Raw genomic sequence first — 18487 nt, 5'->3', positions numbered from 1 at the left:
ATATTCATACAATTTTTGCCCCAACTTACTGATTTAAAACAGTTTTACGCGACCCTTATGGAACTTGTCAGTGCGTAGCACTCTAATCTGACTAGTGCTACACTCGGCCTACATCTTTACTGGAGGTAACTTACATGAGCACAAGTCTGCAACCTATCGGCGTCCTTGCCCCGGGTGCAAACCTCAATGCCTATGTTCAGGGAGTCAGCAGCTTTCCGATCCTGACCGTCGAGCAGGAGCAGGAGCTAGCGGAGGATTTGTATTACAACGGCAATCTCGATGCAGCACGCAAGCTGGTGATGGCCCACCTGCGCTTTGTGGTGCACATCGCCCGTTCCTACAACGGTTACGGCCTGCCACTGGGTGATCTGATCCAGGAAGGTAACGTTGGCCTGATGAAAGCCGTGAAGCGTTTTAACCCTGAGAAGGGCGTGCGTCTGGTGTCCTTTGCGGTCCACTGGATCAAGGCAGAAATCCACGAATTTATCCTGCGCAACTGGCGCATCGTCAAGATCGCTACCACCAAGGCACAACGTAAATTGTTCTTTAACCTGCGCGGCGCCAAGAAGCGCCTGGCCTGGTTGAGTAATGACGAAGCGGCCGCTGTGGCCGAGGATCTGGGCGTAGATATCAAACACGTGCGCGAGATGGAAGGTCGTCTGGCCTCTTATGATGCCGCCTTCGATGCCAGCGACGATGACGATGACGAAAGCTACGTCGCGCCGGCGCACTACCTGGAAGACAATCGCTACAACCCGGCTTCGCAATTGGAAGCAGCTGACTGGGAAGAAACCAGTGTCAACAGCCTTGAGCTTGCCATGGAAAAACTGGACGACCGCAGCCGAACCATCCTGCAACGTCGGTGGTTAAATGATGACAAGGCAACCTTGCACGACCTGGCCGCGGAATACGGTGTTTCCGCCGAGCGTATTCGTCAACTGGAAAAAAATGCGATGAACAAGGTCAAGAACATGATGCTGGAAGCCTGATCCAGCCTATGTAATTAACGTTCAAAAAGCCGCGCCAGTGCGCGGCTTTTTTATTGTCTCACCCACCCGCCAATAACCAACAACAACCTCGAGAAGCACCCATGGGACAATGGCTATTATTTTGTGCCGCACTCAGCGGATTCCTCGCCGTCGGTCTTGGCGCCTTTGCTGCCCACGGCTTAAAAGCCCGTTTAGCGCCGGAGATGCTCGCCGTCTTTCAAACCGGTGTGCAATACCAGATGTATCATGCACTGGCCTTGCTGGGCGTTGTAGCTCTGCTGAAATTCGTTGGCCATAATATCTGGCTGCAAACTGGCGGCATTCTGTTTATCATCGGCACCCTGTTGTTCAGCGGCAGCCTTTACGGCCTGGCCCTCGGTGGTCCGCGTCTCCTCGGGCCGATTACACCATTAGGCGGTGTATGCTTTTTATTAGGCTGGCTCTCATTACTGGTAGCCGCCATAAAATTAAAACTTTGAAAATTTTTATCCATGCCTATTGATACCAAGCTCGACGATCAACCGACCTTCGAGATCAAACCCGAATTCAAACCTAAATCCATCCGCAGTTTTGTGATTCGTGCCGGGCGTATTACCCTCGGTCAGAAAGCGGCCTTTGACCAGTGGTGGCCGAGTTACGGACTGAGTTTGCATGATGGACTGCTAAATCTCGCGGACACATTTCAGCGCGAAGCCTCGACGGTTCTGGAGATTGGTTTTGGTATGGGCGATTCATTACTGGAGATGGCACGCAACGAGCCGGATAAAAACTTCATCGGTATAGAAGTACATCCGCCCGGTGTGGGCCGCCTGATTAATCAGGCCGGCAAGGAAGGATTAACTAATTTACGCGTGTTTATGGCAGATGCCATGGACGTGCTGGAAGACTGTATTCCCGATGCCAGCCTGGCACGCCTGCAACTGTACTTTCCCGATCCCTGGCACAAAAAAAAGCATCATAAACGCCGGATTGTGCAACCGGCTTTCGTACAAAAAATCCGCCAGAAATTAATCCCGGGTGGCGTATTTCACCTCGCTACAGATTGGCAGAACTATGCCGAGCATATGTTGGAGGTTATGAGCCAGGCGGAAGGCTTCGGCAACCTGTCCGAGACCGGTGATTATTCACCGCGACCGATCTATCGCCCTGTCACAAAATTTGAAAAACGCGGCGAACGCCTGGGTCACGGTGTATGGGATTTGTTATTCCAACGCCTGAACTAATTTGCTATTGTGCGCGCAATTCAATGATAACAATGAAAGGGATATCAGGATCTGCGTTGGTTGTGCGCGAACCTTTCTCCGCTCAACGCTTTGTTGCATAGGTTATGCAAACAACCGGCGCCAAACCTTGCCGGTCAATCGCGCCTTTAATGACCCAGCTATTTTCAAAGGAGAACGAAATGGCGAACAAACAACTCCTGGTTTCTGCACTGATTGCAGCTGCCGCCCTTCCCTTCACAGCCACTGCCCAAGACCACAAACTGGAGCTGCATATCGGCGCCGGTCGCACCTTTTTTGAAGAGCCCCTGGAAAATGCCAATCATCTGAATCTCGGCCTGGGTTATGTGCTCAATGAGCGCTGGACGCTTGATGCGATTGCCAGTGGTTACAGTACCGATACCGAAACCGGCGCAATTGAAATTGATGGCCGCCAGTACCGCCTGGATCTGCTGTACCACCTGGACACGGTCAATGTGTGGCGGCCCTACCTGGCCTTCGGCATAGGTGACCAGGAGCGCGAAGCCGACGGCGCCGAGGGTGTTCGCGATACCCTGTTGAACCTGGGCGCCGGCGCCAAACGTCGCTTGGGCAACAATTGGGAATTCCGTACGGACGTACGCGCGTTTAACAGCCTTGATGAAGAATATACCGATGTGGCGTTGAACCTCGGTATCAGTTATCTGTTCGGTGCCAAACCCGTTAAAAGAGTCCCGCCACCTGCGCCCGTGGTTGCTACCACACCAGAAGCTGACAGCGATGGCGATGGGGTGCTGGACTCACAAGACAAATGCCCCGGCACTGCTCGCCAATACAAGGTCGATGCCGATGGGTGCCCGATGAAATTAACCGAGACAGTTTCCGTTAATCTGGCCGTGAAATTTGACACCAACAGTGCGGTCGTCAAAGAAGAATACATGGCCGACATCAACAACCTGGCTACCTTCATGAACCAATACGCCAATACCGTCGTTACCGTTGAAGGTCACACGGACAGCAGTGGTTCCGATGCGTATAACAAAGCCTTATCGCAACGCCGTGCCGACGCTGTGCGCGATGTCCTGGTGCAGCGCATGGGGATTGAAGCAGATCGTGTGACTGCGGTCGGCTACGGTGAAGAACGCCCGGTTGCGAACAATGAATCTGTAGCAGGTCGCGAACAGAATCGTCGTGTCGTCGGCGCAGTATCAACCAAAATTACCACCACTGAAACCCGCTGAATTCTTTTGTCAGTTTCAGCACAGGCGACAAGGATGTCGCGCAATTGTTATTGCAATTCCCGAGATAACTTCTCAAATACTCCCCCGGCTGCATGTATTTATGTGTGAGCACAAACAGACGTTGTTTTATCAAAATGCCTTAATGCCCCGCATATTTACAGCTACATCCGCACCGGGCCTATCTCAAACCTCGTTGTTAAATTTCACTCGCTATTGCTTAAGGAGTAACACATGGCAAACCCATCGGCGAAAATTCTTACCTTATCTGCACTGATTGCCGCTGCCAGTACCGGTGTCAGCGCACAAGATCACACTGCAGAAATCAACCTCGGCATTGGTCGCATCCTGTTCGGCAACGACCTGGATGACACCAACAACTACCATCTCGGTCTGGGGTTACCCATCACTGATCGCTGGACCCTGGAAGTGGTGGCTAACGAATATGACGCAGACACCGAGCAAACCGGTGTTGATGTACGCGGCACCCAGTATCGTCTCGATGCGCTCTATCATTTCGGTGATGATAAAAACTGGCGCCCCTACGCGGCCTTTGGTGCAGGCGATCAACGCCTGAGCCCGGAAGGTGGCGACCCCAGCCATGAAACGCTGCTCAATGCCGGTCTCGGCCTGAAAAACCGTTTCGCACGCAACTGGGAATGGCGCACCGACGTGCGTTTGTTCAACAGCCTCGATGAGGAATACACCGATGTAGTATTCAGCACCGGTATCAGCTTCCTGTTCGGTGCAGGTGAACCACGCCGCGCAACCCCGGCACCACAGCCCGCTGCGGCACCGACCGTGGTTGAAGAAGCTGACAGCGATGGCGACGGCGTACTGGATTCCAAAGACAAATGCCCCGGCACAGCACGTCAATACAAAGTAGACAGCGAAGGCTGTGTGCTGAAGTTGACCGAAACCGTATCGATCAACCTTGCGGTGAAATTCGATACCAACAGCGCCGTGGTAAAAGAAGAGTACATGTCTGATATCCGCGACCTCGCCACCTTCATGAACCAGTATGAAAATACCCAGGTCACCGTAGAAGGTCACACCGACAGCAGCGGCTCTGACGCCTACAACAAAACTTTGTCACAGCGTCGCGCCAATGCCGTACGTGACGTGTTGATCCAACGCATGAACATTGAAGCGGATCGTGTGAAAGCGGTTGGTTACGGTGAAGAGCGTCCGGTTGCGGACAATAATACCGTCGAAGGTCGCGAGCAAAACCGTCGCGTTGTAGGTGCAGTTTCAACCCGTATTACGGTGAACGAAACACGCGATTAATTTGATTGATAAGCAAATAAAAAACCCGGCAATCGCCGGGTTTTTTTATGGCAGGAATTTATTGCGGTAAGAAATCAAACGAATAATTCAAGGTCGTTCGCGCAACATTGGAGGCCGGGAAACTGATCAGGCGAATACGTTGTAACAGCTTTGCTTCCAGATCCGGATCTTGCAATTCACTGGACACAATACTGACATCAGAAATCTTGCCCGATGACTCAATGATAATCTTCACCACCACCTTACCCTGCAATGCCGGATTCTGACGTAATGCGCGGTTGTAGATAGAGAAGATCGCGCCCTTGTGCTGCTCCATGACCTTACGAATTTCTTCTTCGCTGCGCGCCGCACTTTCCTGTGCCTGACCGCCACTGTCCGCCGCGGTGGTACCGGTGGATTTAGCCAGATCACTTTCCACTTTTGTGGTTTCACGACCGGACAACGCCACACCGCCAGTATCACGACTCAATGCAGCGGTATTAATTCCACCGCTGGCCGTTGTCACGCCGCTGGTTACCATCGAACGATCCACGGTAGCCGCAGTTGCTTCACCCCGTGCGACATTAGCGCTGCCGATGGCGGACACGTCGAGGGACTCGCGCATCTCCATCAAGTCGTCCTTGAATTGCAGCAATCCACTGGCCGCGGCTTTTTCACGCGCCTTGGCGACATTGGGTTTTTCCGGCGGTTTTTCTTTTACCGGTTCCGGCTTTTTCTCGGGCTCGGGTTTTGGCTCTTCCGGTTTGGGCTCCTCAGGTTTTTTCTCTTCCACCTTCGGTGGCTCTACCGGTTTGGGTGGCGGTAGCTCCTGCTTTTCCAGAATCACCCGCGCCAGTTGTGGCGGAAGCTTGGCTTTTTCCTCTCGGGTTTGTTCGGGTACATCGATAAGCGTAATCGGAATACTTAACACCACCAACGCGATCAGCGCGATCTTGAGAATACGCTTAAAGCGCTCGTCATCCTCAACCGACGAACTCCAGGGCAGCAGGGTGTTGGGAGAAAGATAAAATGCCATCAGCCCTCCGCCCCCTGCGCGTCATCAGAGACTGCGGTTTGCGACACAGCGAGGGAGATATCGCGGTAATCGGCTGCCGCACAGGTCGCCATGATTTTCTTCAGCAATGCATAGGGAATCGTTTGATCCCCCATGATCGTGACCGGCCGACCGGTGAGTTTTTCTTCTTCCGTCAAGGGGCGGGCTTTGGATGCCTGATACTTTAACTCCGTCTCCAGCGGTGCGTATTTATCCTCGGTGCTGGCCAGTACCGAGGCCACGCTACCGACGCGCTGACCGGCGACCACAATGTCCTCTGCACTGACCATCACCACCAGGTTATTTTCCGGCACTATGTCGGAAACTGACGCGGGTAATTTAATGCTCTTGTCGGTTTGCAAGACTTCTACATCCGAGGAGTTCACCAACAGGAAAAACACCAGGATGGTGAAGATATCCATCAAGGACACCAGGTTCAGTTTGGGTGCCTGGTTCATGCGGCGATGGTGTTTGGCCATACGTTTGGCGCGTAGCGATTGCTTCATGGCTGCGCTCCCTGTACGGCTGTGGTGGATTCACCTTCCGGCGCGTCCCCCAATGAAATCTCCGGAAATAATTCCGCGTTGACTACCGAGGCCGCGACCACCGCTTTAAATGAACGCACGGTGTCCATCGCCGTCACCACCGTCTGGTAGGGCGTGTCTTTTTCCGAGAGGATAAAGATGTCTTTTTTCTCGATACCTTTTTCTTCCAGGTTGCGTTTCACTTCCTGAAGGATGATCGATAGGAGTTTGTAATCATGTTCGCCTTCAGCGGTCTTCTCGACGCGCTTCAGGCGAATACCGGCCGGGTAATTCACATCGAGGTAATCCTTGCGAATCACCAATTCCAGTTGTTGCGGAGGTTCTTCCTCTTGCGGGGTACTCGGGTCCGCCATATCAGGCAGTTTCAAATCCAGTACCGTGGTCCGCGCGAGCACCATGCTGATCAACAACACCGGCACCAATATGATCATCAGATTCATAAAGGAGGTGACGTCGAGATCGGCTTCGCCGTGTTTGTGTCGCCTTTTAATGCGCATAACCAGTGCTACCTGTAACCATCAGATGAATGAAAGGCCGCTCCTCCAAGTAGAGGCTGTGGCCTTGCCGGGTTTTAGGCTCGGCTCGGCGCCGCTGAATCCTGGGCGCGGTTTCTCTGGGGCATTTCCTGCACATGGGCGATGATGTTGAGGCACTTGACCCCGGCCATCTCCAGGCTGTCAATGATCTCGGTGGTTTTGGTTTGCAACATGGAATGAATCAGCAGTAACGGAATCGCGGCGATCAGACCGAAGGCCGTGGTGTTCATCGCCACCGCAATACTGGAAGACAGCAGCGCGGCTTTCTCCGCCGGGTCGGCATTGGCCACCGCACCGAAGGCGGCAATCAAGCCGATGATGGTGCCCAACAGGCCCAGCAGGGTGGCGATGTTGGCGAGGGTAGCCAGATAAGGTGTGCGACGTTCCAGACGCGGCATGGCTTCCATCACACCTTCTTCCATGGCCAGTTCAATGTCATCGCGACGGGGCGACTGCGCCATGCGCGCTACGCCAGCGCAGACAATACGCGCGATAGGGGCATTAGTGGATTTACCAGTATTCATCACCGCCTGGTAATCGCGCTTTTGCAGCAAGGGCAGGATGCGGTCAAAGGCCTGGCGGTTGGAGCGCTTGGCCATGCTCAGGAACATCCAGCGCTCGATGGCGATAGCCAGACCGACCACCAGTACGACGGCGATGGGGTACATAAAAGTACCGCCTTCCTGGAAGAAACGAATTAATGTGTTCATAAAAGCACTGTCCTTCAACTGACTTAGGGGTGTAGGTGTTGTAATAAAAAGCGTTTTATTAGCTTAGCTAGTCTCGCGCCATTTTCACGGCGTATTTTTCAAAATTTGACCTGACGCATGGGACGCTAGGGTTTTGCCTTGTTGAGCACCGCTTCAGCCTCAAGGCTGCGACGCAGTTCTTCGCGCTCCAGGTGGCCAAAAACCTCGTCATACTGACTGCTCAGGGTTTCAAATTCGATATCAGTGGCCTCCGGCGATTGCCAGGGCAGGATGTACAACACCCGGGGCTGCTCCTGGTTGCCGGTGACCGTGGTTTGCAGATTGATCGTGGCTTCACCAGTCGGGCGCGCGCGCGCGGGCTCAGATGAAGCCGCCGATGTGGCAGCGGGCGCGGTGTCTTCTTCCTGCGCCAGGGCCGGCAGGTTCACCCCCAGCAGCAATGCCATCGTCAATCCCTGTTTTAACCAGTAAAGTTTCATGACTAGCCTCCGCTCGCGCCTAACCGGCGCTCCAGATCGACAATCCAGCCATTAACCAGCTTGTCCGGCTCCGGCAGCAATTGCTGGTAAGCCTGGTAATGTTGCAGTGCCTGCTCGCTTTTGCCCATGTACAGGTCGTAGAGGATGCCCAGGTTGCGGTGGCTGGCGGGATGAAACGGCCACACCGTCAGCGCTTTTTGATACTGCCCCTCGGCGGCCGCAAAGTCGCCGGTTTCGCGCTTGAGGATAGCGAGTTGGTTATACGCATCCAGGTTGTTGGCGTTGGTCGCGATAGCCTGATTGAACGCCTGCTCGGCTTTATCCAGCTCACCTTTGGCCTGATACACCAGGCCCAGATTGAGATGGGCACCGGACAGGTTGGGGTATTGTGAGATCAAGCGGGTCAGCAGGTTTTCTGCCTGGGGCCACTGCTTTTTTGCCATGGCGGCGATGGCGTCGTTAAACAACTGTTGCGCCTGGCGATTGATCGAGGGTTTGGTCGCCAGGTAAGGGTTGGGCGTGGGTGGTCCCGGCGGCAAGAGCGGCGATTGCGGCTGGCCCGTTGCGTCTGTCGGAACCTGCTCCGCATCGGGTACATCTGCTTTCTTCGGGCCGGACGAACAGGCAGCCAGCACCAGCAGCGCCGCCAGCAACCATGCGTTAATGGATCTCATGGCTGACCTCCAGACGAGTTTCCTGCTTGTTGTAACGTCCCGGCAGCAGTTTGGCGAGCGCATCAAAACTGCGTTTTACCCATTGGTCGTAGGTGCCTTTCCAGCTGCGCTGGGCATTAGCCTGATGAATCTCAATAGACTTTTCTTCAAAGGGATAAGCCTGTTCTTCCAGCAGGATTTCGTATTGCTCCAGCTCCAGCTCATCCAGGCCGTTGGGGCGCTGGGAGTCCATCAGGTCGCGGCTCAATTGAGCATAGATTTCACCGATACGAAAACTGGCCTGGGTGGTGAATTCGGCCACACCGTATTTCAATATCCGCTCCTGGCCTTTGAGCGCCTTATCCAGCGCGGCGCGTTTGCGTTGCAGGCTGGCCTTGAGCGGCAAGTTCAGCGGGATGCGCAAAAAGTCGTCATAGGCGGGCTGCGCCAGCTCGGTCTCGGCGGAGGCCGCCAGGAAGATCGAACGGTCGGTGCGCGCATCGCCGGCGGCGGCGTTGGTATCAATGATCTTCTGCAACCAGAATTGGCGGCGTGTGCCATCGCCGGTATCGGCGTACAGCTCGGTCAGGCGGTGTTGCGCTTCCAGATTCTCCGCCAGGGGGCGCGGGTAGTTATTGGCGTAGCGGGTGTATTGCTCAATGGCGCGGTTGCGGTCACCGGACTTGTCGTACAGCTCAGCGCCCATAATCAGAGACTGGCGCTTCACATCCGGATCGGTGCTGGTGCGTTCCATCACCAGTAATTCATCTGCAGCCTGCTGCCATTTGCTCTGGTTCTGGTACACCACCACCAGCTTGGCCGGCAGGCTCGCCGCCAGTTCGTGGTTGGGATATTGCTGACGGAAGGACAACAACACACGCTCGGCATCAACCCAGCGCTCCTGCTCAATCAAGTAGGTACCCGCATCGTAACGGGCCTTGATGGCCACGTCGGTATCCGGCGTGACTTCGGTGATACGCAGCAACTGGGTGATGGCATCGTCTTTTGCGCCCGCCGTTAACGAAGCCTGCGCCTGTTGGTAAATACTTGCTGCAATTCGCTCACGCACATCCTGCTGACTCGGCGCACCGGGAGTTTGGCCGTAAGTGGGTAATAACTTCAGTACCTGCCAGTAAGCCTGTTCAGCGGCGGGATACTGTTGGAGATCGAACTGGCTGTGACCCAGCACCAACCAGGAGCTGAATAACAACTGGCCATCGGGCTGGGGTTGCCAAGCAATAACACGCTCAGCCACCGCGATGGCTGAGACCTGATCCCCCTGATTCAGCAGTTCCGGCGCCGCCTGTGCCAGGACCGTTACGGCACGCGGGTCGGTCGGGTAGACCTCGGCAAAGCGCAGGGAATTGTCGATCTTGCGTTGCTGCCATTGTTGGCGCACTTCGCCCAGATTGGGTTGGGTTTGATCGATCAGCTCCTGCGACAACAGTACCGCTGAATAGGCCGCCTCGGCTCCATGGATCGGACTGCGGTATTCGTAAGCGACCTTCTCGTAAGACATCAACGCCTGGGCCAGGTCGCCGGCTTCGTACAGGGATTCCGCCAGCAGGAAAGTCATATCCGCCGCTTTAGGGTCCTGGGGAAAGGTCTGTACAAACTCGCGATACCACAGCGCCGCACTGGCATAGGCAGCAACCGCCTGATTGCTGGCGGCCTGCTGTTCACGCGGATCGGTGAGGGTCTGGCTGTTGGCTTTAAGCTGTTGCGCTTCGGCGTGTTCGTAAGCCGCCAGTTCCTGCAAGGATTCATGCAAGTAAGCGCGGGCGGTGTTGCTGAGGGCACCGTTGCGCTCGGTCCAGAAACGGCTGGTAATGCCGTAGCGACGCACAAAGTCCTGCTTGGCCGGCAAGATCAAGCTGGGGAAGTTGCCCTGCTCGTAGGTCTGGATGGTCTTGATGCTGAAGTCCGGCGCGAAGTCCGAATTGGGATTGTTTTCCACAAAATGGTTATAGGTTTCAGCACTGTCGTTAAAACGTTTCTGCTCCAGGTACAACTGGCCCAGTTGCTCGTACAACAAGTGCTGGTACACCTTGGGCCCGACTTCTGTCTGCAGGTCGGTAATCGAGGCTGCACCATCGAGGTAAGACAGCGACAGGCCCATCACCCGCAGGGTGTCGCCAACCAGATTACTGCGCGCTGGCCCCAGATCTGCCATCGCCTGGCTTACCTGATCCGGCTGTTTGGCAGAAGCCAGGAGCTGATCCAGTACCTGGGCAAAGGCGTGCAGGGCCAGATCATAGTCGCCGCGTTTGAATTGGGACCAGCCCTGCATATAGAGCGCATTTTGTTTGAAGGTGTCATCGTCACCCGCCACCACACTGCGGTAATGGCTTTCCGCCGCCGTATAGTCCCCGTCGGAAAAGGCTTTTTCCGCGCGGCGGAACTGGGTTTCAGACATCAAAGGCGAGTCGGGATGGTTTTGCGCCAGTTCATCCAGCACCGCCGCTGCTTCGGCATTGCGGCCATCCAGGGCGTAGGCCTTGGCCAGCTTGTAGCGCAGCTGATCAATATCCACGCCCTGGGTCGGTTGGGGCTTGCTGGCTTCGTAGTCAATCAGTTCGCGGTACATGGCGATGGGGCGGTCATACAAGCGACGCAGGTCGGTCGCCTCTTCCTGTTCCCGCTCACTGCGGGCCATCTCCAGGTCCGCCAGGCGCAGCAGGATTTGCTGGCGCAGGGCTGGCTCTTCCGCTACTGCCAATGCCTTGCGGTAGCTGGCTTCAATACGGTCAATCTCGATCACCTCGACCGTCTTGGCCGCATTAGGCAGGGTGGCGGGGGGCAATTCTGCCAGGGTGCCTTTGCGTGCGTCACTGTCGCCGAACAGGCCGCAGCCGGTCATGAGCGATACGCCAATACAGGCGAGATAGATAAGACGGAAGCGACTCATGGGGCTTGCTTCCTCAGTGCCTTGTCGTACAGGCGCGCTACCGCCAGGTGCGATTGGGCCAGATAGGCCGTGAGCCGTTTCTGGTGGCCGGCCAACTGACGATCCACCTGCTCACGCAGTGCTTCGGCGCGGATGTCGATCACCCGCTCGGCCTCAACGAGTTGATCCTGGGTTTCATTCTGCAACTGGCGAATCCGCGCCATCATTGGTCGAATGTCCAGGTTGGTCGAGGTGATGGCGTCGATGCGGCGCGAGGTTTCATCCAGTTGCGCCAAAGCCTCATCAATCTGCTGGCGATTTTTTTCGTTCGCCCACATACGCTCCGGGAATTGTTGAGCCGCTTGCCATAGGAGGATACCGCGATACATACGCAGGCTTTCGGCATAGTCACTGGTGTCCTCACCGGATTGCGCTATGCGCTGCAAGGTTGTCTCAGAGCGTTGTACCATCTCGTAGAGCTCGCGGCTGTTGTCGTCCGCTAGTGCCATAACGTCGTTATTGTCGACGATTCGCTGCAAACGTGCAGCCAACTGGTCACGTTCTTGCTGCAATACCATGCGCTGTTGATCGAGAGCCTGTTGCGCGAGGCGCTGCTCCTGTTGTTGGCGCAGCCGTTGTTTTTCTTCCAGCAAGTCAGCGTAGATATCCAGCTTGGGTTGCCAATCCTGCAACACCTTGCGCAGCCGCAGGAGGTCGCGCAGGTCAAGCACAGCGGTCTGGAATTCATTCTGGGCAAAGAGTTCGGTGAGGTAGGCGGAACGGGTTTTGATCACGCTGGTGCGATCCAGCTTGAGCCAGTTTTGCCCGTCATCGGTGACCACGGCGGTCAGGATGGTAGGGTCAGTGACGGGGTCCGTAGCAGCGGCATCCAGCTCTTCCGTAGTGACTGGCCTGGCGCCGACAATGGTCAGAAGCTCTCCTTTGGTGAGCGTAGCGCGCATATCCTGCACAAGCTCGATCTCGGCGGTTAGCAGGGACTCGGCGGTTTCGTACGCTGATAACGCGTCACCCTCGGCACCCATCTTTTCATAGGCAAAGGGCAAGGCCAGCAGGGATTCCTGCACCGGCGGATAGATCAGGCTGCGCTGGCGTAATACCTGCCAGGGGCGGATCGCCAGCTCGTAATCTTCCTGTTCCACCGCCGCCCAACCGTATCCAAGCAGCGCCTGATTGGACTGCGAACCACTCAGCAGCACCTTGCTGAACTGCTCAATAGCAGAAGGGAAATTGCGGCGCAGCAAAAAGGCGTAACCCATGGCAGTGTGGGCTTTGTCCTGTAATGCCCAATATTCCGCGCGCAGGCGCGGGTTTTTCGGGGCATCCAGTTTGACCAGTTCGCGGTAATAGCGGCTGGCCTGCATGTAATCCCCGGCGCGGGCGTAGGCGGAACCCATGTTGTAGAGCGCGTAGGGACTCCAGTTACCCAGTTGTTCCTGGTTAAGGCGCTTGAGAGGGATGGGCGTGAGCTGGTCGCGACGGATTTGCAGGTTGATCTGCAATGCGCGCATTTCACCGGTAAGGACCGGGTTAAAGTCAGCGCTAACACGGGCAAAACTCTGTTCAGCCTCGTTCCAGTTACCGCGAATGTAGTGCAGCTTACCCACATAAAACCAGGCGGCATCGCGCACTTGCTGGGGCCGCTGCTCGCCTTGCAGCAAATTGTGAAATAACCGCTCGGCATGGTTTTCCATACCAAACGCCAGGCTGATACCCGCCGCCATCAATTCAGGGTTATCGGCATGGCCCTGAATACCGTCGCGACTGTCCGCCACCATGAGTTCGGTCAATGCGCTGAGGTAATCCTGCTGGTAGTAGTGATACAGGGAAACCCCGTAGCGCAAATCCGCCACGGTGGTTTTGGGCTCCTCCGCCGCGAGGCTCACCCCAGGCATAAGGCACAAAGCGACGGACAGCCATCCACGACACCAGCGCGAAGCGGCGGCCATTGCCATGCAGCCACGCCCTTGCCGCGCGTGTCGGTTAAGGAAAACTACATCTGCCATTCTTTGATATCGAAGACGGGTTGCAACTGGGCGGTAGAGTCGATGATGCGCAATTCAAGCACCAGGGGCGACTGGGTTTTATTCACGGTCAATTTCGCACCGCGTTTGTAATCCTGATGAGGGCCGCGACCGGTAAAGAAAGCCGCAATCTCATGCTCACCGGATTTGAGATTACCGATATACAACCGCTGCACACCACCGCGATAAAGCGCATTCACCTGTTTATCGGAGTACAGCTCGCTGGCGACCAACTGGCCATCGATCTCCAGTTTGATGGCATCCAGAGAAAAATATTGGCCAAGGTCCATGGAGACATAGATCGCCACCTGGCTGCTGGCGGGGTAGAGCAATTCTTCTTCGAGGATCAGCAGGTCGCGGTTGAGGGTCAGCACCGCTTCTTTGAGGTTTTCCAGCTCTGGTGCAATGGGCGCCTGCTGCATGGATTCCCCTGTTTCAGGCTGGGCGCCGGCGGGTTGCCAGAGGAAAACGAGGAATAGCGCCGTCACCAGCCATCGCACTGGCAGCTTCCCCAAGGTCGTGATCATTACCGTCTCTCCACTCTATTCTTTGCGGGTGTTATTTCCGGAAGCAATTAGTGAGCGCTGTTGTTAGATGCGACAGCGGAGGCTCATTCTAGAAGCCCGACACATTCTTGGATGTGAACCCCAGCACACTTGCCCCTGCGCTGGCGGGTATTTTTTGTCATCCGATCAAACACTGTTCATCGGCTTCATCAATTGCCAGCACTTAGGATAGCCGAGTTTTGGCGTGCCAATCGATTTGTTATCGATCTTGTGGATCAGGTAGTGCTTCCGGCGGTGCCAGCCCTTCGCTGTAATGCACCTTGCCTTCTGCGGTGATGATAATTGCATCAAAACCGGGCATTTTTTCGATCAACTCCAAGCCTTTTTCCACCCCCAGGACAAACACTGTTGTGGACAGCGGATCAGTATCAAACCCCTGCGGACCGATGATGCTGACACTGGCAATGCCCTGGGTGGATTTACCCGTGCGCGGGTTGAGTATGTGATGCACCCGCTGGCCATCGCTGTCGATGAAGTACCGTTCGTAATCGCCGGACGTAGAAATCGCGCAATCGATCAAAGGCAACTTGATGGCAACACCGTCCTCGGCACGCGGGTTTTTAATCCCCACAATCCAGGGCCGCCCGAGTTTGTCGCCCATCACCCGACTGTCGCCACCCGCCGAAATATTGGCGTGGGCGATGCCCCGTTGTTGCAGGATCTCGATACCGCGATCTACCGCGTAACCCTTGGCAATCCCGCCCAGGTCGATATACACCTTGGGGTGGGTGAAATAGAGGGTGCCGGCAGCTTTATCGAGCTTGACGAATTCGTAGTTAATCGCCGGCAACAGCTCTTCCGCCTGGCGCTCACTGGGCTTCAGTTTTGCGCGGTAATCGTAATAGCGCCCCAAAGAGGCAAAAGTAATATCGAAAGCACCACCGCTCACGCGACTGTAGTAGAGGGATTTATCAATCAGGCGGGTCAGTTCAGGGGAAATACTCAGCGGCTTTGCAGCGCTGGCTTTGGGAGCAAGGCGATTCGCGCGGGACAACTGGCTGGTGTCGATGTAAGGACTGAATTCTGCATCAATGCGCCGCATCTCATCCATCACCGCCTTTACTGCCGCCTTGCCTGTAGCGTCATCCTCGGCCCAAAGAGTGACGCTCACGCGGGTGCCCATGATGTCCTGGTCGTCGCTGTGCCAGTTGGCCAAGGCGGGGGATGATAAGAATAGGACAAGTACTATCAGCAGGGTGCGCACAGCAGACTCCATCACGACAAAAGATCGGTGCCGATTATCGCCCTGTGTTTTGACAATTGCCATCGCAAAGGCCGCAAAAAAATGCCGGCCAAACACCTAAAGTTTCCGTCCATCATTAAGTGTTGATTTAAGGATCAATCAACTCTACCCATGGTTCGCTGTTATCCAGGCGGACCGGACTGTAGATGCCTACATAATTTTCCGGCAAGGAATGTTGCAGCGGGTTTTTATTGGGCGCGATACCGTAGCGCGCTGCGTAGTAGTGGTAAAAACCTTCGCTATCCTGCACATACACGCGACTACCGCTGCTGTAACTGCCGGCAGATTGCCATTGACTGTAACCTGCCAGGGGATGAGGTCCCCCTTGATTACCGCCGTTCGGTTGGGTCGTTACATCGCCCAGGCGACTGGTGGTACTGATGGTGATGTTATCGAAGTAACTGTACTGATCTGTGGCTGGCGCCCAATCATTGGAGCTGCCGCCGAAGAAAGTTTCAAATAATAATTTATCGATAGTGACCTGCGCGCTGGTACGCAATAACAGGTTACTCGAAACCAATACTGCTTCACCGTCGATGTAGGTGGTGATGCGCCCATCGTGTTGATTAACCGAGCCCAACTCCACATGGCTGGTGATGGTATGCCAGCGACCTTTGGTAAAGAAAAAATAATAGCTGCTGTAATCGCCGCAGTATTCGGTTTTATTCGGGTTATACAGATACTGTAGCGCGTGGCCATTCTCTCGCCACATCAAGCGCGCACTAAAACCATTGAGTAAATTGTTGGCCACACAACCGGTCGGCTTGGTGCCGGTATAGCCCGCAAGGCCCGGTAACTTTCCGCCTTTTACCCAGGTAAAGTTTTCATCGAACATCACTTTGTATTGCAACCACAATTGATTATGCGGCGCACCGGGAATGGTGTAAGTAAACACCGACGCGGAACCGCCACCCACTTGCCCCTGGCGGTAAGTCACACGCAACACCTTGTTATTGCCGCCCTCGGGGTCGTTCAAAATATGCAGCCGGTTATCGGCCACACCTGCCGAGGCATTGGGATTAAATCCCCAGTCCGCGTTGAATTGCGCTGCTGTATAAGCACCAGTTGCGTGTTGATTAAAGTCATTGAAATACAGTGGCGCACCGCCGGTTGAGCTATTACTTGAAGCGGATGAACTGCTCAACGAACTGCTACTGGAACTGGAAGAGCTGCTCACGCTGGAGGGGGCACTTGAGGACATGTTGAGACTGGAAGAACTGAAACTTGAGGAAGGCGTAACACTGGAGGAGCTGGTTGAAGATGATCCTCCGGCATCACACGCACCCAGATCACTCCAGGCATAAGTCCAGGCCCAACCCACACCCGGCTCATAAGGTCCGCCCTGGCTACACCAGCCGCCCACATCGCAGTGATACGCATGGTTTTGATGCTTTACCAACTGGCCCGTGGCCACAGTAGAAACCGAGTAGCTCGGCAGGTTAGTGCAATTATAGGCAGCCACCTGGTTGGCCAGCATTAATGCTGCACCGATAAAAACATAGCGAATAAAAGACATGGTAAATCCCCGTGAGTCTGTGAGGCAGAGCCTCATATTTTTATTACGCGCGCCTGACAACGACCAGCAAACACAGGCGCACAAGGACAACAAACATCACGCCGGTTATTGTGGTTGTGACGGCGTACTGCGTGAGCAAACTCGCTGACAGCGCCATGTCGTTGGCCAGGCGAGAAACGGGAAGTGCGTGGATCGGTAAAAGATCTCTTTAGAGTAGAGGGGAGTTTACTTCGGGGGACAACGTTGTCAATATAGCAATACATAACCTACGGGGAATCTTTTATGTCATGCACCGGAAAATTCAGCTCCGCTTCCTTAACGACGCTTTGCATCCCGCTGTTATTGTCGCTGTTAAGCGCTTGCGGCGGTAGCAATGGCTCAGGCTCTGATAATGCATCAACATCCAGTCACAGCTCGATAAGCAGCTCTGCCAGTTCGATTGCCAGCGCCTCATCCAGCTCGGCAGTGGCTATCAGCGAAAATATTTTGTTCGACGATTTTAATTACACCAACGCGACCCAAATGCCTACCAACGGCTGGTATGTACGCACCGGCGGTGGCGGGCCTGGCGTTAGCGGGGCAAGCTGGTCCGCAGATTATGTGACCTTTCTTGATGACCCTGACAACAGCAGCAATCGCTTGATGCGCATGCGCGCATCAACAGCGGGCAGCGGTGCAACCACCCTGCAATCGCAAATTACTCACGACGGCAATTATTTGCGCGGCACCTACGCCGCCAGAATGTATTTTTACAACGAACCGACGTCCGGCACCGACGGCGATCAAATCGTTGAAACCTTTTATACGATTACACCCCTGGCATTCTCCATGGACCCGGATTACAGCGAAATTGATTTTGAATATTTAGCCAACGGCGGCTGGGGCCAAAGCCAGCCCACCATGTTCCTCACCACCTGGGAAACCTATCAACCCGAGCCCTGGAATGCGGATAACACGCACACAACGCTGGTTGCCGATCACGCCGGCTGGCGCACATTGATAATTCAAGTGGATGAAGACCAAGTGCGTTATTACATCGACGGCATATTGCGCGCGACGCACGGCGGAAAATATTACCCGGAAACGGCGATGTCGATTAATTTCAACATCTGGTTTATTGAAGGTGGCTTAATTAATTCCAGCAGCCAGCGTGTGTATCAGCAGGATGTTGATTGGGTTTATTTTGTGGATCAGGAGGTGTTGAGTCCGCAGGAGGTTCAGGCGCAGGTGGAGCAGTTGCGGGAGGATTTAGTGACGTTTAGAGATAGTTTTAAATAACCTAAGGAGCCTCGTAAAATTGCTGACCCTGGATCACCGGCTGTTGCCAGATATGGTTATTGGGACCTACTGACCACATTGCCCATTCAGTTTAAATAATGTTATAAGCAAAAGCATTGTTTTTTATTTTTTTACTCGCTAAATTACCGCCTTGCACAACACAACCTCGCCCATACAAAGGAACGATAATGAGCAGCGCTCGTTTACTGCTACGGACTAAGGAGAGTTATTGATGCTATCGCCTCGCTATCGCTTATCTGCTCTGCCAACCCTGCTCTCCAGAATT

General features: G+C 54.8%; 17 protein-coding genes. 6 read left to right on the top strand and 11 right to left on the bottom strand.

Features of this window, described 5'->3' with window-relative positions; all coding sequences use genetic code 11:
- The first annotated feature begins 134 nt into the window (after positions 1-134).
- From rpoH to ACSV5M_RS02420, 5 genes are all read left to right on the top strand, one after another.
- The gene (rpoH, locus tag ACSV5M_RS02440) at positions 135-989 is read left to right on the top strand and encodes an RNA polymerase sigma factor RpoH (RefSeq protein WP_439173922.1); all 855 of its coding nucleotides are present in this window, start codon (positions 135-137) and stop codon (positions 987-989) included.
- A gap of 101 nt (positions 990-1090) precedes the next feature.
- The gene (locus tag ACSV5M_RS02435) at positions 1091-1468 is read left to right on the top strand and encodes a DUF423 domain-containing protein (RefSeq protein ID WP_439173920.1); all 378 of its coding nucleotides are present in this window, start codon (positions 1091-1093) and stop codon (positions 1466-1468) included.
- 54 nt (positions 1469-1522) lie between these two features.
- Positions 1523-2212 carry a tRNA (guanosine(46)-N7)-methyltransferase TrmB gene (gene trmB / locus ACSV5M_RS02430; RefSeq protein WP_439174024.1) on the top strand — a complete coding sequence of 230 codons (690 nt, stop codon included), beginning with the start codon at positions 1523-1525 and terminating at the stop codon, positions 2210-2212.
- 179 nt (positions 2213-2391) lie between these two features.
- Positions 2392-3429, top strand: coding sequence for an OmpA family protein (locus ACSV5M_RS02425; protein ID WP_439173919.1), 1038 nt, complete (start codon positions 2392-2394; stop codon positions 3427-3429).
- Between the two features lie 231 nt (positions 3430-3660).
- Positions 3661-4713, top strand: a complete 1053-nt coding sequence (locus ACSV5M_RS02420) for an OmpA family protein (protein WP_439173918.1) — start codon at positions 3661-3663, stop codon at positions 4711-4713.
- Between the two features lie 58 nt (positions 4714-4771).
- Here ACSV5M_RS02420 and ACSV5M_RS02415 read toward each other — a convergent pair whose 3' ends face one another.
- The 11 genes from ACSV5M_RS02415 to ACSV5M_RS02365 all read right to left on the bottom strand — a co-directional run bounded on the left by ACSV5M_RS02415 (position 4772) and on the right by ACSV5M_RS02365 (position 16923).
- Positions 4772-5728 carry a TonB family protein gene (locus ACSV5M_RS02415; protein WP_439173917.1) on the bottom strand — a complete coding sequence of 319 codons (957 nt, stop codon included), beginning with the start codon at positions 5726-5728 and terminating at the stop codon, positions 4772-4774.
- Entirely contained in the window at positions 5728-6252 is a 525-nt protein-coding gene (locus tag ACSV5M_RS02410) for an ExbD/TolR family protein (RefSeq protein WP_439173916.1), read from the bottom strand. The genes ACSV5M_RS02415 and ACSV5M_RS02410 overlap by 1 nt, the downstream gene beginning before the upstream one ends.
- Positions 6249-6788 carry an ExbD/TolR family protein gene (locus ACSV5M_RS02405; RefSeq protein WP_439173915.1) on the bottom strand — a complete coding sequence of 180 codons (540 nt, stop codon included), beginning with the start codon at positions 6786-6788 and terminating at the stop codon, positions 6249-6251. The genes ACSV5M_RS02410 and ACSV5M_RS02405 overlap by 4 nt, the downstream gene beginning before the upstream one ends.
- Positions 6789-6862: 74 nt before the next feature.
- On the bottom strand, positions 6863-7537 hold the full coding sequence (locus tag ACSV5M_RS02400; protein ID WP_439173914.1) for a MotA/TolQ/ExbB proton channel family protein: 675 nt from the start codon (positions 7535-7537) through the stop codon (positions 6863-6865).
- A gap of 125 nt (positions 7538-7662) precedes the next feature.
- Positions 7663-8016: a hypothetical protein gene (locus tag ACSV5M_RS02395; RefSeq protein WP_439173913.1), complete on the bottom strand. Its 354-nt coding sequence runs from the start codon at positions 8014-8016 to the stop codon at positions 7663-7665.
- A 2-nt stretch (positions 8017-8018) separates the two neighbouring features.
- Positions 8019-8690, bottom strand: coding sequence for a tetratricopeptide repeat protein (locus ACSV5M_RS02390; RefSeq protein ID WP_439173912.1), 672 nt, complete (start codon positions 8688-8690; stop codon positions 8019-8021).
- Positions 8677-11577, bottom strand: coding sequence for a tetratricopeptide repeat protein (locus tag ACSV5M_RS02385; RefSeq protein ID WP_439173911.1), 2901 nt, complete (start codon positions 11575-11577; stop codon positions 8677-8679). Before ACSV5M_RS02385 ends, ACSV5M_RS02390 begins: the two co-directional genes overlap by 14 nt.
- Positions 11574-13529: a tetratricopeptide repeat protein gene (locus ACSV5M_RS02380; protein ID WP_439173910.1), complete on the bottom strand. Its 1956-nt coding sequence runs from the start codon at positions 13527-13529 to the stop codon at positions 11574-11576. The genes ACSV5M_RS02385 and ACSV5M_RS02380 overlap by 4 nt, the downstream gene beginning before the upstream one ends.
- A 38-nt stretch (positions 13530-13567) precedes the next feature.
- Positions 13568-14125 (bottom strand): AraC family transcriptional regulator, encoded by a 558-nt coding sequence (locus tag ACSV5M_RS02375; protein WP_439173909.1) that lies wholly within the window; start codon positions 14123-14125, stop codon positions 13568-13570.
- A gap of 238 nt (positions 14126-14363) precedes the next feature.
- On the bottom strand, positions 14364-15380 hold the full coding sequence (locus tag ACSV5M_RS02370) for an FAD:protein FMN transferase (RefSeq protein WP_439174023.1): 1017 nt from the start codon (positions 15378-15380) through the stop codon (positions 14364-14366).
- 115 nt (positions 15381-15495) lie between these two features.
- Positions 15496-16923 (bottom strand): polysaccharide lyase, encoded by a 1428-nt coding sequence (locus ACSV5M_RS02365; RefSeq protein ID WP_439173908.1) that lies wholly within the window; start codon positions 16921-16923, stop codon positions 15496-15498.
- A 282-nt stretch (positions 16924-17205) separates the two neighbouring features.
- On the opposite strand from ACSV5M_RS02365, the gene ACSV5M_RS02360 reads away from it, so the two are divergent.
- Positions 17206-18201 (top strand): glycoside hydrolase family 16 protein, encoded by a 996-nt coding sequence (locus tag ACSV5M_RS02360; protein WP_439173907.1) that lies wholly within the window; start codon positions 17206-17208, stop codon positions 18199-18201.
- Positions 18202-18487 lie beyond the last annotated feature (286 nt).

Source organism: Cellvibrio sp. ARAG 10.3, from assembly GCF_051846955.1.
Classification (GTDB): Bacteria; Pseudomonadota; Gammaproteobacteria; order Pseudomonadales; family Cellvibrionaceae; genus Cellvibrio.
This window is presented reverse-complemented; position numbering and strand designations above follow the sequence as displayed.

Coding starts and splice junctions, on each gene's coding strand:
- rpoH (WP_439173922.1), top strand. CDS start 135: ATGAGCACAAGTCTGCAACCTATCGGCGTCCTTGCCCCGGGTGCAAAC.
- ACSV5M_RS02435 (WP_439173920.1), top strand. CDS start 1,091: ATGGGACAATGGCTATTATTTTGTGCCGCACTCAGCGGATTCCTCGCC.
- ACSV5M_RS02425 (WP_439173919.1), top strand. CDS start 2,392: ATGGCGAACAAACAACTCCTGGTTTCTGCACTGATTGCAGCTGCCGCC.
- ACSV5M_RS02420 (WP_439173918.1), top strand. CDS start 3,661: ATGGCAAACCCATCGGCGAAAATTCTTACCTTATCTGCACTGATTGCC.
- ACSV5M_RS02415 (WP_439173917.1), bottom strand. CDS start 5,728: ATGGCATTTTATCTTTCTCCCAACACCCTGCTGCCCTGGAGTTCGTCG.
- ACSV5M_RS02410 (WP_439173916.1), bottom strand. CDS start 6,252: ATGAAGCAATCGCTACGCGCCAAACGTATGGCCAAACACCATCGCCGC.
- ACSV5M_RS02405 (WP_439173915.1), bottom strand. CDS start 6,788: ATGCGCATTAAAAGGCGACACAAACACGGCGAAGCCGATCTCGACGTC.
- ACSV5M_RS02400 (WP_439173914.1), bottom strand. CDS start 7,537: ATGAACACATTAATTCGTTTCTTCCAGGAAGGCGGTACTTTTATGTAC.
- ACSV5M_RS02395 (WP_439173913.1), bottom strand. CDS start 8,016: ATGAAACTTTACTGGTTAAAACAGGGATTGACGATGGCATTGCTGCTG.
- ACSV5M_RS02390 (WP_439173912.1), bottom strand. CDS start 8,690: ATGAGATCCATTAACGCATGGTTGCTGGCGGCGCTGCTGGTGCTGGCT.
- ACSV5M_RS02385 (WP_439173911.1), bottom strand. CDS start 11,577: ATGAGTCGCTTCCGTCTTATCTATCTCGCCTGTATTGGCGTATCGCTC.
- ACSV5M_RS02380 (WP_439173910.1), bottom strand. CDS start 13,529: ATGGCAATGGCCGCCGCTTCGCGCTGGTGTCGTGGATGGCTGTCCGTC.
- ACSV5M_RS02375 (WP_439173909.1), bottom strand. CDS start 14,125: ATGATCACGACCTTGGGGAAGCTGCCAGTGCGATGGCTGGTGACGGCG.
- ACSV5M_RS02370 (WP_439174023.1), bottom strand. CDS start 15,380: ATGGAGTCTGCTGTGCGCACCCTGCTGATAGTACTTGTCCTATTCTTA.
- ACSV5M_RS02365 (WP_439173908.1), bottom strand. CDS start 16,923: ATGTCTTTTATTCGCTATGTTTTTATCGGTGCAGCATTAATGCTGGCC.
- ACSV5M_RS02360 (WP_439173907.1), top strand. CDS start 17,206: ATGTCATGCACCGGAAAATTCAGCTCCGCTTCCTTAACGACGCTTTGC.